Genomic DNA, 13,128 nt, shown 5'->3' on the forward strand with positions numbered 1-13,128 from the left:
ATGTTCTGCCGCCTCAAGGATTTCAGGCGCATCGCAACCAGATACGACAAGCTGGCCAGAAACTATCTCGCTTCTCTATGCCTCGCGGCGCTCGTCACATGCTGGTTGCGTTGAGTCTCGACCCTAGGAGACGCCTGGCTGTGTCGAGGAGTTGAAGCGAACGACGAAGCGGTGCCGATCGCCGGGGTAAATGAGGCGGACGAAAGTGATGAGTTGCCCGTCCAGCCATGTCCTGCGAGCGACGGAAATGCACGCGGTGCGTTCGACGACTTGCAGCCTTTTGGCGAGAATGGCATCCGCCGACACGGCCCGTATCGAATGTTCCCCCTCGGTAAACGGCACATTGTGCAATAGCCAACTGCCGGGCGGCTCATCCTTGAACTGAAGCCTTTCCACTTGCGGAACGGCATCGAGATTAATCTGGCGCGTCTCCATCGTAAACGGGAGATTGTCGGCGTAGTGCATGACCTCGAGGGTCAGAAGGCGCGTTCCGATGGGGACGCCGACATGGCGCGCGTCGAGCTGATCGGTCGCTTTTCGAATGCTGCGGTTGGTGATCTCGAACGAATAGGTTCGATCGATCGCCAATACCTCCGCATGGATGTCCTGAATATGCATCAGCGGCTCTTCGATCCGCGGCGGCGCGACGAAAGAGCCGGACCGCCGCTTCCGGGAAATCATGCCGGAAGCGGCCAGGCTCGACAGGGCCTTGTTCACCGTCATCCGCGAACAGTTATAGAGCTCGACCAATTCGCGTTCCGGCGGAATCCGGGTGCCCGGCCCCCATTCTCCGGTCGCTATCTTGCTCTCGATGTCGCGCTGAATCTCCGCGTAGCGAGACGAGGCCTGTTTTTCCGTTGCAAGCTCATCCATGGGCGGAAGATGCTGCCTTGAGGATGGGGGAATAGCTCACGATCGTACCTCTCTCACCATCTGAAAAAAACTTCTTATTGGTATATAACATATGGTGATTTGCACGTACATCAAAGGGGCGCGGCCGGTCGGAGAGCCGGCAGGATCTCGCCCGCCAACGGGGCGATCAGGCGGCCGTCCGCGATAAGCCCGGTCGCGCGGTTGAGGTCCCCCGCCATGTAGCGGTCGTCATCGAGCTTCGGTATCTCGGCACGTATGACCTCGCGGACGGCATCGAGCGCCGGGCTGGAGGTGAGGGGCGCGCGCAGATCGATGCCCTGCGCGGCGCTGATGGCCTCGATGCCCACGATCGCGAACAGGTTTTCGGTCATCTGGAGGAGGCGGCGGGCGCCATGGCAGGCCATGGAAACATGGTCTTCCTGATTCGCCGAGGTCGGGGTGGAATCCACCGAAGCGGGATGCGCCATCTGCTTGTTCTCCGACATCAGCGCCGCCGAGGTGACTTCCGCGATCATGAAGCCGGAGTTGAGGCCGGGCTTGGGTGTCAGGAAAGCCGGCAATCCGTAACTCAGGACGGGGTCCACCAGCAGGGCGATGCGCCGCTGGGCGATGGCGCCGATTTCGCAGACGGCGATTGCGATCTGATCCGCCGCGAACGCGACGGGCTCCGCGTGGAAGTTGCCGCCGGAGACGATCGTTCCGTCGGACAGGACGAGCGGATTGTCCGTGGCCGCGTTCGCCTCGACGATCAGGGTGCGCGCCGCCTGGCGCAGAAGATCCAGACACGCGCCGACGACCTGGGGCTGGCAGCGCAGGCAATAGGGATCTTGCACGCGCTCGTCGCCTTCTTCGTGACTTGCGCGGATTTCCGAGCCGCTCATCAGCGCGCTCAGCGCCGCGGCGGCGTCGATCTGGCCCTGATGGCCGCGAAGCGCATGGATCTCCGGGTGGAAAGGCGATGTCGACCCCATGGCGGCGTCGGTGGAGAGCGCGCCGGAAACCAGCGACGAAATCAGCGCGCGATGGGCGCGGAGGAGCCCGGCCAGGGCGAGCGCGGTCGACGTCTGGGTGCCGTTGATCATCGCAAGGCCCTCCTTGGCCCTCAGGATGATCGGGGCGATGCCCGCCTTTGCAAGGGCTTCCTTCGCCGGCATGACCTCGCCGTCGAATTTCGCTTCGCCCTCGCCGATCAAGGCCGCCGTCATATGGGCGAGCGGCGCAAGGTCGCCCGATGCCCCGACGGACCCCTTCCCGGGAATGACCGGAAGAACGTTTTTCTCCAGCATGGCGCCGAGCGTGTGGATGACCTGCGGCCGCACGCCCGAGGCGCCCCGTCCGAGGGAAATCAGTTTCAGCGTCATGATGAGCCGAACGATGCCATCGGCGAGCGGAGCGCCCACGCCGCAGCAATGAGAGAGGATCAGGTTCCGCTGCAAGGTCTCGACGTCGCCCGCGGGAATGCGCACGCTCGCGAGCTTGCCGAAGCCGGTGTTGATCCCGTAATGCGCCTTCTCGCCGCCGGCGATCTCGGCGACCCTGTCGGCCGACGCCTGCACCCGCTTCAGGGCGTTCTCATCCAGCACGGGGATCCACGAGTTCTCGTAGACGGCTGCCAATGTTTCGAGCGAGACATTTCCGGGAACAAGCGTGCGCGACATATCGATACCTTGGAAGGATAAGGGTTGGCCAGACATATTCGCAATATGCCCTATATTTGTATATACCATACGAAATTCACGCGGATGTAAAGCGCTCTCTCCGCAAATGACATGGGCGGCCTTCGGTGTGAAGGCCGCCCATGACACGGGTTCTTGCGCTACAGGGTTGATTATGCGGGCTTGACCGGGTTGAAGCGGCCGGGGAATTCCTGGCCGTTCACGGCCCGGCCGTAGAACATGCCGAGATACCAGGGGAAGTAGTGGTACGACCAGGCGCAGAGGCGGTTGCCGTACATAATGAAGGTCCGCAGAAGCGTGCGCAGTTCCTCCTTGTCGTCGGTCTCGCGGATGGCGGCGCGCAGCTTGTTCGAGAAGTCGAGAAGCGTGTTCAGCCCCGAATAGCCGAGATATTCGGAATAGGCCGGATCGAACGCGTCGACAGCCGCCACGAAGTCCTCGTGGGAAAGCGTGTCGATCAGCTTCAGGAGCGGATAGGCGGTGTACATGATGTAATCGCGCAACATGCCGTTGGCGAAATCCCAGGCAGTGAAATACTGGCCGTATGTTCCCGTGTCGCCGATCTCGCCGGTGCGTATGCGCCGCAGGTCTTCCGGCTCCACCGTCTGGATTCGCTTCGCCTCGTTGTAGAATTCCGCCGCGACGCCCTTGAGGTTCGCGAAGCGGCCTTCACCCGTGAAGGTCTGCGACGGGTCGTGCGGCTTCACTTCGACAAAGATTTTTTCCTTGGCGAAGAACAGGTTGTTCCATATCGCCTTTCCGACGACCGGCAACAGATGGTGATATTCAGGCAGGACTTTTCCAAGCACCGGCTGGGCGAGCGGCTCAAGCCCCTTGCCGTACTGGATCGAGAATTTGTTGCCGGTGGCTTGCGAATACCTCAGATCGCCGACCGCGCAATCGATGATGCGGCGGCGCAGGCGAACCGGCGCGGTGCTGATCGTCGGCGTCCACGCATAAAGCGACTCTCCCGACACCACCGGATGGGCCTGCATCACCTTGAAGGGAAGATCCTGCCAGAACTCTTCGCAAAGTTCCGGGTTTTCCTCGTCCGCGAGTTCGGCCACCACAACGATGTCGAGCTCCGGCCATGCGATATCAATCAGCCTACCCATTTCATATCCCCATTTTGGTAATTGATCAGGCCAGATGAGATAAATGGCCCGAATAGGTATATACCATATAGGTCATTCCGCGTTCCGCAAGGCATATTTCTGCGAATGGAATAGAAAAATACCATACAAAATAGGTATTTTGTCTACATCTGCGCAGGAATTCGCTCTTTCCCGTGAATCGATTCCGCGGCGGCCCTCCAACCGGATTCGGCCTTTCCTTGCCGGTTCCGGCGCGAAGGCAGGCTGCTTTCAGTGATTATGTACTTTGTTTGTTTCGATTCTCCGAAATGCCGGATCCGATTGCCCGAACAAATTCCATTTTTGGTATATACAAAACTGCCTCATTGGATATGCTGGCACGGTGCGGGCTGGTTGCCGCTCGGTCAAAGACAGGAATCTGCGAAATGTCGTTTAACAGCTTGAATGACGTCGTTAAGGCGGTGAAGGAAGCAACGATCGCTATCGAAAGCACCGAACCGGGGGAAATTCTTCAAATTCGCAGCGGCAAACTGGAAGTCGGTACCAACAATCAATATTTCACGACATGGGATTTCGCGAACGGCATGATCCGCGACCAGTCCATGTATACTTGGTATCCGCTTCTGAAGACGTTCGAAGATCGGCGGTTCTCCCTGGAGCAATGTTGCGCGCTCGTCGATCGCTTCGACTATGCATACAGCAACTATCTCCGGTACAGCGGCTTTCCCCAGATGGGCGCGCTCGCGGCCGCCGTGAGCAAGCATCTGCCGACCGCTTCAAGCCGTGAAGAGGCCATCGAGGCCGTTCGCGCTTTCCTCGGGTATCTCAATCGCCTTGCGGCCTGGTCGTTCCACTATTTCCCGTGGGACATCGGCAAGCATCTCACCTATACCGCGCCGGAGGGCTCGGTCGCGGCGCTGGCGGACCTTTCGCGCCGCGTTCACATCGCCGACGGCCAAAAAGTCCGCCTGACCTGGCAGCCGTTGGGCATCAGCGTCATTGCGGTTTTCGCCACGAAGGAAAACCCGGAACTTTGCGACGACGTTCTCAGCCAACTGCCCTTCACCGTTGTGCAGGACCACGCCGTCGTCAGCGGTGAATCCATGTACGCCTGGGCGCCCGTCGTCAGCACCTCGCCCGTGCATGTGAAGGAGCGCCAGTGCGACGCTCCCGTCGGCCGCATTCGCTATTCGCAGGGAACCGGCAACAAGCTCATCGTTCAATATGGCGAAGTCACCGAAGACATCGAAACCCCCGTTCTCGGCGAGATCCTGCCCGAATACCGCGATCTGCTTACGGAAGTGGGGCGCGCCGTGCTGAAGAGCACCTTCGAGACGAAGGAGCCCGTCTTCCTGACCGTTGAACGCGCCTGAGAACGACAGGTCATGCGGCCCCGCAGCGGGGCCGTTTCAATCCGGGCAGTGAAAAATGTGACTTGATCGGCCGATCCTACCTGATAATATGTATATACCAAACCGCAGAAAAAATGCGGACAGAGGAGAACGATGCAATGACATTCCGGTTCGAACCTGAGATGATCGGTCACGCTCCCGAGAGCGCGGCCTGCGGCGGGAATCCTTGCCGTCCGTCGGCTTTCCGGCGTGATCCGGGGCAGTCGCACGCCTGAGCGGCCGCATGCCTTGAGGAGCTTTGGAGGCTTTCGATGTCGAAACCTCCGGCGGGACCTGTTCAATTGCGCTGAACTTGCAGCCGGTGTCCCGTGGCGGACCCGCCGAGGGCGCCGTTCGTCTGCGAACTGATATGCCCCTGGAACGAGAGGGGCCGTTCATGAAACCGGAAAATCAGCTGAATGCTCGCGTTCCGGCGTCGTGCCGGACGGGAAACGCTTCATCTCGTCCCGATCGCGTCGGAGCGGAGCAATTCCAACCACAGGGGAGCATATCCATGAAATGGCAATTCAGGAAAGCCGTCGTCGGCGGCATGATGATGGCGGCGGCCTGCGCGCTGAGTTCGGCCACTCTGGCGCAACAGGGAGAGCTGATCCTTAGCGGGTTCGGCGGCGCCTACGACGAGGCGATGGCTGCGAGCGTCAAGTCCTTCGAGCAGGAAAACGGCGTCAAGATCACCATCGTTGCGGGCTCGGGTGCGAACAACATCGCCCGAGTTCGCAACAAGGAAGTCGACGTGATCGTGTCCGATCCGGTGTTCGCCCTCCGTATGGAAGCGGAAAAGGCGTTCGTGCCCCTCGATCCCGGCCTGGTTCCCAACCTGAAGAACCTCTATCCGAACGCCATCTACTCCGACGCGGTCGTGGCGGCGAATTTCGGCGCATATGTGGTCGCGTACAACCCGGCGGAGGTCAAGGCCCCGGAATCCTGGTATGATCTGGCGAAGCCCGAATACAAGGGCCGCATCGCCCTGCGCGGCTTCCGCCCGGAAAACATCGACCTGATCACCCTGTTCGCCAAGCGCGCCGGCGGCAGCGAGCGCGATCCCGACGCCGGCTTCGCCGAGGTGGCGAAAATCGCCCGGAACATCGATGTCTGGGTCGATTCCCACGCTCACCATCTGGAACTCTATCGCAACGATCAAATCTCCATGAGCATGTGGACGGACGGCCGCATTGCGTGGGCGAGTGACACCGAAGGCGTCAAGATCCAGGGCACCATTCCGAAGGAAGGCTTTTTCCCGCTCGCCTCCACGCTCAGCGTCGTCGCCGGCCGGCCGAACGCCGAGCTGGCGCAGAAGCTGGTCAACCATCTGCTGAGCCCGGAATCCGGTCTCAACATGGCGGCGCGCCTCGGATATTTCCCGACGAACCGTGAAGTCAGGCTGCCGGCGGAAGTGCAGGCGAAGATCATGATCACGCCGGATAACGTGAAGGATCTGCAAAGCGCCGACTGGAAGTACATCGTCTCGGTCTACGATCAGTGGCAGCAGCGCTGGGAACGGGAAATTCAACGCTAATGGCCGGGAATTTCGATATCGAGCTGTCGCATTGCGGCAAGCGTTACGGAGCCGTCACCGTGCTCGATGACGTCTCCCTCCAGGTCAGGCGCGGTGAGTTCATCACCGTTCTTGGTCCCAGCGGGTGCGGCAAGACGACGACGCTGCGTGTTATCGGGGGATTCATCATCCCCGATAGCGGGCATGTCTCGATCAGGGGCAGGGAAGTGACGCGCCTGCCGCCCTACAGGCGCAACATCGGCGTCGTTTTTCAGAACTACGCTCTCTGGCCCCATATGACCGTCGCCGAGATCCTCGGGTTCGGCCTGCGCATTCGCAAGCTGGGCCGGGAGGAGATCGCCCGCCGCGTGGACCGGGCGCTCGACATGGTTCAGTTGACGGGATTGAAGGATCGCTATCCGCGCGAGCTGAGCGGCGGGCAGCAGCAGCGCGTCGCCATGGCGCGGGCTCTCGCCATCGATCCCGAGGTGATCATTCTCGATGAGCCCCTCTCCAATCTCGATCGCCGGCTGAGGGAAGAACTGCGCATCGAGCTGAAGCGTCTCCAGAGGTCTCTCGGCGTGACCATGTTGTTCGTCACCCATGATCAGGAGGAGGCGCTCTCCATGTCGGATCAGGTCGTCGTCATGCAATCGGGGAGGATACAGCAGATTGCCGATCCGCGAACCGTGTATGAGCGTCCGGCGAACCGGTTCGTCGCCGGCTTCCTCGGAAGCGCCAATTTCCTGCCCGGCGAGCTGGTGGAGAACGCAGGAGAGGGCAGGGCCCGGATCAGGCTCGGCAACGGTGCCGTCGTCGGCGCCTATGCGCCCTCGGTGAAACCGGCCGGCGAAAAAGTCACCGTCATCATTCGGCCCGAGTGGCTCGTGCTGGAGCGGCAGGGCGATCAGCCGCCGGCGAACCAGCTCGCAGGCACCGTGGGCGACGTGATCTACGAGGGCTCGGCGGTACGATACGGGATCAAGCTGAATCACGATCCCGAGACATCGGTCTTCTTGCAGGAACGATCGAATGTCGATGTCCTGAAACCCGGAGACAAGGTGAGGATCAATGTCGCCAACGCCGTCATTGCCACAGACTGACGATCACGGCGGGCTCCGGGAGCGGGCCGTTGCGTGGGCCACGCAAGCGCCGCTGTTCGTGCCGTTCGTCTTCGTCATCCTTTTCTTTTTCGTGCCCATGGGTTGGCTCGTGGCGACGAGCATGTCGACGCACGAGGTCGGCAGTCCGCCCGCATTCACCGGCACGCTGGAGCATTACGCGCGTTTCTGGACGGATCCCTTCTATCTGGAAACGGCGCTCTGGACGACCGTGAAGCTTTCGGTTGCCTCCACGGTGCTGGCACTGATCGTCGGATACGTGCTCGCCTATTACATTGCCGAGCTTCCCCCGCATCGCAGAGGCTTTCTCACCAGCATGGTGGTCGTCTCGCTCTCGGTCAACATCGTCATTCGAATATTCGGCTTGAACGTTCTGCTGATGAGCGGCGGGCTGATCGACAGCGCGTTGACCATGATCGGCCTGCCGAAGGTTCGCATCATGTATACCGAGCTTGGCGTGCTGATCGGACTGGTGCAGATCGCCGTGCCCTATGTCGTCCTGCCTCTCATCGGCGTGATCGCCGCGATCGATCCGGCGCTCAAGGAGGCGGCGGCCAGCGTCGGCGCGAACCGGATCAGGACCTTCTGGGCCGTGACCTTTCCGCTGTCGCTCCCGGGCGTCGTGGCGGGCACGCTGATCGCCTTCACCCTGAACGCCGCGGCCTTCGCCATTCCCTCGCTCATGGGGGGCGGCCGGGTCAGGATGATGGGCAAGATGGCCTATGATCAGGCGACGGTGCAGGGCAACTTCCCGTTCGCCGCCGCGGTCGGGATCAGCCTGACGATGCTGAGCATCGTGATCACGGCGCTCTATCTGCTCGTCATCAGTCGAACCTTCCGCACGGCGAGGAAAGCAGCATGACCGTCTCGACAGCAATATCAAACGGGAAATGGCGGTTGCCCTTGCCGACGGGGCTGGGAATCGCCGCCTTCTTCGCGTTCATCTTCGTCGTCGCGCCGCTTGTCGTGGTGGCCGGCGCCGCGCTCAACGCGGAAGCGATGTTCTTCCCGCCGCGCCAACTGACCTTGCACTGGATGGTCGCGGCGCTCACGGAAGGCAGCTTCGTCAATGGCGCGCTGATCAGCCTTGTCGTGGCGGTTGCGGCGGCTTCGATCTCGACGCTCTTCGCCCTTCCGGTCGCGCTCCAGTTGCGGAAGGCGCCGCCGGCGGTGGCCAGGGTGCTGACCCTGTCGTTCATGGGGCCGTTGCTCGTCCCTTCGGTGATCTTCGCCTTGTCGCTCTATTCCGTCATGATCTATGCGTTCGGCGTCACCAACCTGTTCATCCTGATGATCGGCCATGTGATCATCACCATGCCCTATCCGGTGCGAACCATCACGGCGGTCACGGAGCATCTCGATCCCGCGCTGGAAGATGCGGCCAGCAGCGTGGGCGCGACCCCCTGGCGAACATTCGTGTCAGTCACATTGCCCCTGATCAAGCCGGGCGTCATTGCGGGCTTTCTGTTCGCCTTCATTACGTCGTGGAACGATTTTTCCATCTCCGTCTTTCTCACGCCGCGCGAGTTGCAGCCGCTGCCGATCAAGATCTACGAATATCTCCTGTACCAATACAGGCCGATCATCGCGGCGGTTTCGACCTGGTCGGTCATCGGCTCCGCGATCATCGTCCTCGTCATCGATCGCCTCGTGGGCCTCAACGTCTTTACCGGTCGCCGTAGCTGAAGCGGTTTCGGATCAAAAGGAATCGCTCAGTATCGGCATGCGTCGGGCGGTGGAGAGGTGAAGATGGCCATCAAGAAGAAAGGGGCGCCCGGCGCCCCTTTCTTTTGAACGGCTTCGGGTTCGGCCGGAGGAAAACGATGTCACGCCGGCCGGGCGCTCACTGACGGAGCAGTTTCCGCATCGTCGTCACGAACCGGCGATTGATTTCATCGCGCGCGACATGGCGGCCCGCGACGACTTGCCGGCGGCCGCGAATCCAGACGCTGTCGACCGTTACCCCCTCGGCAAAGATCCAGTGATCCAGAATTTCGTCGTTCACCAGATACGGGGCGGCGGTGAGATCGAGCGACAGCATGTCGGCGGGGTGGCCCGTGACGATGCCGGTCGTCGCATGCAACGCCAAAGCGCCGCCGTGGGCCGCCGAATCCAGCAGATGACGGCCGGTGGATTGATAGGGCGCGGCCAGAACGTTTCGCGCCTGACGCCCCAGCCGCTGCGAGTATTCGAGTTGCCGCAGTTCCCCGTTCAGGGAAATGAGGACGTTCGAGTCGGAGCCGACACCGATCCGGCCTCCTTCCTCAAGGAAGATGTGGCCGGAGAAGATGCCGTCGCCGAGATTCGCCTCGGTTATGGGGCACAGTCCGGCGACGGCGCCGCTGCGCGCCAGGCTTCGGGTTTCGGCCTCCGTCATGTGGGTGGCGTGAATGAGGCACCAGCGCTCATCCACCGACGCGTTGTCCAGCAGCCATTCGACGGGGCGGGCGGAAGACCACGCGAGGCAATCGGCGACCTCCTTCGTCTGTTCCGCGATGTGAATATGGATCGGTCCCCCGGCCGACGCCTGAACGATCGCGTCAAGCTCTTGCGGGGTGACGGCTCTCAGGCTGTGCGGCGCGACGCCGAGCGCGGCGCCCTCGCATTGGCCGATCAGCGACCGGCAGCCGCTCATCAGGCGCTCGAAGCTGTCCAGCGAATTGATGAAGCGCCGTTGCCCGTCCGCCGGCGCAAGCCCGCCGAAACCCGAATGGGCGTAGAATACCGGCAGCAATGTCAGGTTTATGCCCGCAATATGCGCGGCGGCGACGATACGCTCCGCCATTTCGGCAATGTTGGCGTAGGGATCGCCGTCCGGTCCGTGATGCAGGTAGTGGAACTCGCCCACACGGCCGAAGCCTGCTTCCAGCATCTCCATGTATAGCTGCGCCGCGACGGCCTCGACATCCTCGGGGCTCATCGTCAGGGCGAAACGATACATTGTATTGCGCCAGCTCCAGAAGCTGTCGTCGGCAGGCCCGCGCGTTTCAGTCAGCCCGGCCATGGCGCGCTGGAAGGCGTGGCTGTGGAGATTGCTCATCGCGGACAGGATCAGCTCATGGCGTTCGTCGCCCGGTGCCGGCGTCGCATCCGCCTCAACCGATACGATGATCCCATCCTCGACCAGCAGCCGAACGCGGTCGCGCCAACCGTCCGGCAAAAGGGCCTTCTGCGCGAAAAGTGCTGTTCCGTTCATCATTGCCATGGCTTGCCCCCTCGAATATGGCTCGGCGATCCCCGATGCGCGCAACTTGGTGCTTGCAATTCGCATAAATGGTATATACAAAATCATAATAAGGAAAGACAAATGCAGATAGCGGGGACCGAAATTGTCAGAGGCACCGTCCACATCCGATGAGGAAACCGTTGTCTGGAGGAATGCGCGCCTGGCGACCGTTGCGGAAGGAGCGGGCGGCCTGGGTGTCGTCGAAGCGGGCGCGATCGTCGTCAAGGGCGAACGGATCGCCTATGTCGGCACTGACGCAAATCTCCCTCCAGCCCTGACGCGGGGGGCGGCTGAAATCGATCTGGAGGGCCGCTGGATCACGCCTGCGCCGGTCGATTGCCACACGCACCTTGTCTACGGCGGCGACCGGGCGCTGGAGTTCGAGATGAGGCTGGCCGGCGCCTCCTATGAGGAGATTGCGCGGGCGGGCGGCGGCATCATCTCTTCCGTCAAGGCGACCAACGAATTGTCGGAAGACGAGCTGGTGCGGCAGGCGCTGCCCCGTCTGGACGCGCTCCTCGCGGAAGGCGTCTGCACCGTGGAGATCAAGTCGGGCTACGGTCTCAACATCGATGCCGAATTGAAGATGCTGCGGGCCGCCAGAAAACTCGCCAGGCTTCGGCCCGTGCGCATCAGAACCACCTATCTGGCCGCGCACGCGACGCCCGAAGCCTATTGTGGTGACAATGCCGGATACATCGCGGATGTGGTCGTTCCGGGTCTCGAAGCGGCGGCCCGTCAGGGGCTGGTCGATGCGGTCGACGGGTTCTGCGAGAGCATAGCGTTTTCCTGTGACGAGATTTCCCGCGTCTTCGACGCTGCGGAGAGGCTCGGGCTTCCCGTCAAGCTGCACGCCGAGCAGTTGAGCAATCTCGGCGGCGCCCGGCTTGCGGCTTCCCGCGGGGCGCTTTCGGCGGATCATCTCGAATATCTCGATGAAGACGGCGCCCGCGCCCTGGCGGCGGCCGGGACCGTGGCCGTGCTGCTGCCGGGGGCCTTTTATACCCTGCGGGAAAAGCAGTTGCCGCCGGTGCGGGCTTTGCGCGACGCCGGCGCGCCGATCGCCATCGCGACGGATTGCAATCCGGGCACCTCGCCGCTGACCTCGCTGCTGCTGGCCATGAACATGTCCGCCACGCTTTTCGGATTGAACGTCGACGAATGCCTGGCGGGCGTCACGCGCGAGGCCGCGCGCGCCCTCGGCCTGCTATCGATCACGGGAACGCTTGAAGTCGGGAAATCGGCCGACTTCGCCGTCTGGGACATAGCCCGGCCGGCCGAGCTTGTTTATCGCATCGGCTTCAATCCGCTGCATGCCCGCATCTTCAGGGGCCAACGCCTGACGCCCTGAATGCGCAGATCACGGCCGCTGTCGGGGCGCCGTCAGAGCCAATATTTTCAACGGAGATCGAGCGATGAGCGTTTTCGAAGTCCGACAGGGCACATCTCCCGTCATTCTCGGCATGCCGCATACCGGAACCGATGTTCCCGACGACATCTGGCGCAGATTGAACGACAACGGCCGGCGGTTGGCCGATACGGACTGGCATATCCATGATCTGTACGACGGCCTGCTGGAAGACGGCACCGTCGTCCGCGCCACCTTCCACCGCTACGTCATCGACGCGAACCGCGATCCGGCCGGCACCAGCCTCTATCCCGGCCAGAACACGACCGGGCTTGTGCCGCGAACCGATTTCGATGGCGAGCCCATCTGGAACGGGGGGGCGGAGCCGGGCGCGGAGGACATCGCCGAACGTCTCGCCGTCTTCCATGGCCCCTATCACGCGGCCTTGCGGGCCGAGGTCGAGCGCATCAAGGCGCTCCACGGCATCGCCATTCTCTACGACTGCCACTCGATCCGCTCGCATATCCCCTTTCTGTTCGAGGGCAAGCTTCCCGACTTCAACATCGGCACCGATGGCGGTGCGACCTGCGCCGGGGAAATCGAGCGCGCCGTGGTCGAGATTGTCGCCGGTGCGGAAGGGTTCAGCGGAATCCTCAACGGCCGGTTCAAGGGCGGCTGGACGACCCGCCACTACGGCAGGCCGCAAACGGGCGTGCATGCCATCCAGATGGAGCTTGCCCAGTCCACCCATCTCTCGGTGGAGGAGCCGCCGTTTTCCTGTGACGAGCGCAAGGCGGAGCGCTTGCGCCCGCATCTGAAGCACATCCTGACGCGTCTCGAACGCATCGCGCACGATTTCAAGAAATAGAACAGGGGACTGACG

At 62.1% G+C, this 13,128-nt stretch carries 11 protein-coding genes and 1 pseudogene; 8 read left to right on the plus strand and 4 right to left on the minus strand.

What is annotated here, in order from left to right; all coding sequences use genetic code 11:
- A pseudogene (locus tag ACOYJQ_RS06420) lies at positions 1–114 on the plus strand (IS5/IS1182 family transposase); the annotation flags it as partial.
- A gap of 9 nt (positions 115–123) precedes the next feature.
- Here ACOYJQ_RS06420 and hutC read toward each other — a convergent pair.
- From hutC to ACOYJQ_RS06435, 3 genes are all read right to left on the minus strand, one after another.
- On the minus strand, positions 124–873 hold the full coding sequence (gene hutC, locus ACOYJQ_RS06425; RefSeq protein ID WP_433457206.1) for a histidine utilization repressor: 750 nt from the start codon (positions 871–873) through the stop codon (positions 124–126).
- Between the two features lie 110 nt (positions 874–983).
- Positions 984–2,531, minus strand: coding sequence for a histidine ammonia-lyase (hutH, locus tag ACOYJQ_RS06430; protein ID WP_433457207.1), 1,548 nt, complete (start codon positions 2,529–2,531; stop codon positions 984–986).
- A gap of 170 nt (positions 2,532–2,701) precedes the next feature.
- Complete coding sequence (locus ACOYJQ_RS06435; RefSeq protein ID WP_433457208.1) at positions 2,702–3,664, minus strand: hypothetical protein; 963 nt, start codon at positions 3,662–3,664, stop codon at positions 2,702–2,704.
- Positions 3,665–4,068: 404 nt separating this feature from the next.
- Here ACOYJQ_RS06435 and ACOYJQ_RS06440 point away from each other — a divergent pair, with 404 nt between their 5' ends.
- The 5 genes from ACOYJQ_RS06440 (at position 4,069) to ACOYJQ_RS06460 (ending at position 9,357) form a co-directional block, all read left to right on the plus strand.
- A complete protein-coding gene (locus tag ACOYJQ_RS06440; RefSeq protein WP_433457209.1) occupies positions 4,069–5,016 on the plus strand; it encodes a hypothetical protein in 948 nt (315 codons plus the stop codon).
- 277 nt (positions 5,017–5,293) lie between these two features.
- A complete protein-coding gene (locus ACOYJQ_RS06445) occupies positions 5,294–6,571 on the plus strand; it encodes an ABC transporter substrate-binding protein (RefSeq protein WP_433457211.1) in 1,278 nt (425 codons plus the stop codon).
- The gene (locus ACOYJQ_RS06450) at positions 6,571–7,653 is read left to right on the plus strand and encodes an ABC transporter ATP-binding protein (RefSeq protein ID WP_433457212.1); all 1,083 of its coding nucleotides are present in this window, start codon (positions 6,571–6,573) and stop codon (positions 7,651–7,653) included. Before ACOYJQ_RS06445 ends, ACOYJQ_RS06450 begins: the two co-directional genes overlap by 1 nt.
- A complete protein-coding gene (locus ACOYJQ_RS06455; protein WP_433457213.1) occupies positions 7,622–8,533 on the plus strand; it encodes an ABC transporter permease in 912 nt (303 codons plus the stop codon). The genes ACOYJQ_RS06450 and ACOYJQ_RS06455 overlap by 32 nt, the downstream gene beginning before the upstream one ends.
- Before the next feature lie 35 nt (positions 8,534–8,568).
- Positions 8,569–9,357 (plus strand): ABC transporter permease, encoded by a 789-nt coding sequence (locus ACOYJQ_RS06460; protein WP_433457214.1) that lies wholly within the window; start codon positions 8,569–8,571, stop codon positions 9,355–9,357.
- A 157-nt stretch (positions 9,358–9,514) separates the two neighbouring features.
- Here ACOYJQ_RS06460 and ACOYJQ_RS06465 read toward each other — a convergent pair whose 3' ends face one another.
- Complete coding sequence (locus ACOYJQ_RS06465; RefSeq protein WP_433457215.1) at positions 9,515–10,876, minus strand: formimidoylglutamate deiminase; 1,362 nt, start codon at positions 10,874–10,876, stop codon at positions 9,515–9,517.
- Positions 10,877–11,000: 124 nt separating this feature from the next.
- Between ACOYJQ_RS06465 and hutI the strand changes: the two genes are divergently transcribed.
- Positions 11,001–12,248: an imidazolonepropionase gene (hutI, locus tag ACOYJQ_RS06470; protein WP_433457216.1), complete on the plus strand. Its 1,248-nt coding sequence runs from the start codon at positions 11,001–11,003 to the stop codon at positions 12,246–12,248.
- Positions 12,249–12,312: 64 nt separating this feature from the next.
- The gene (hutG, locus tag ACOYJQ_RS06475; RefSeq protein ID WP_433457217.1) at positions 12,313–13,113 is read left to right on the plus strand and encodes an N-formylglutamate deformylase; all 801 of its coding nucleotides are present in this window, start codon (positions 12,313–12,315) and stop codon (positions 13,111–13,113) included.
- The last annotated feature ends 15 nt before the right edge of the window (positions 13,114–13,128 follow it).

The organism is Pseudochelatococcus sp. (assembly GCF_050946405.1).
Taxonomy (GTDB): domain Bacteria; phylum Pseudomonadota; class Alphaproteobacteria; order Rhizobiales; family Beijerinckiaceae; genus Pseudochelatococcus.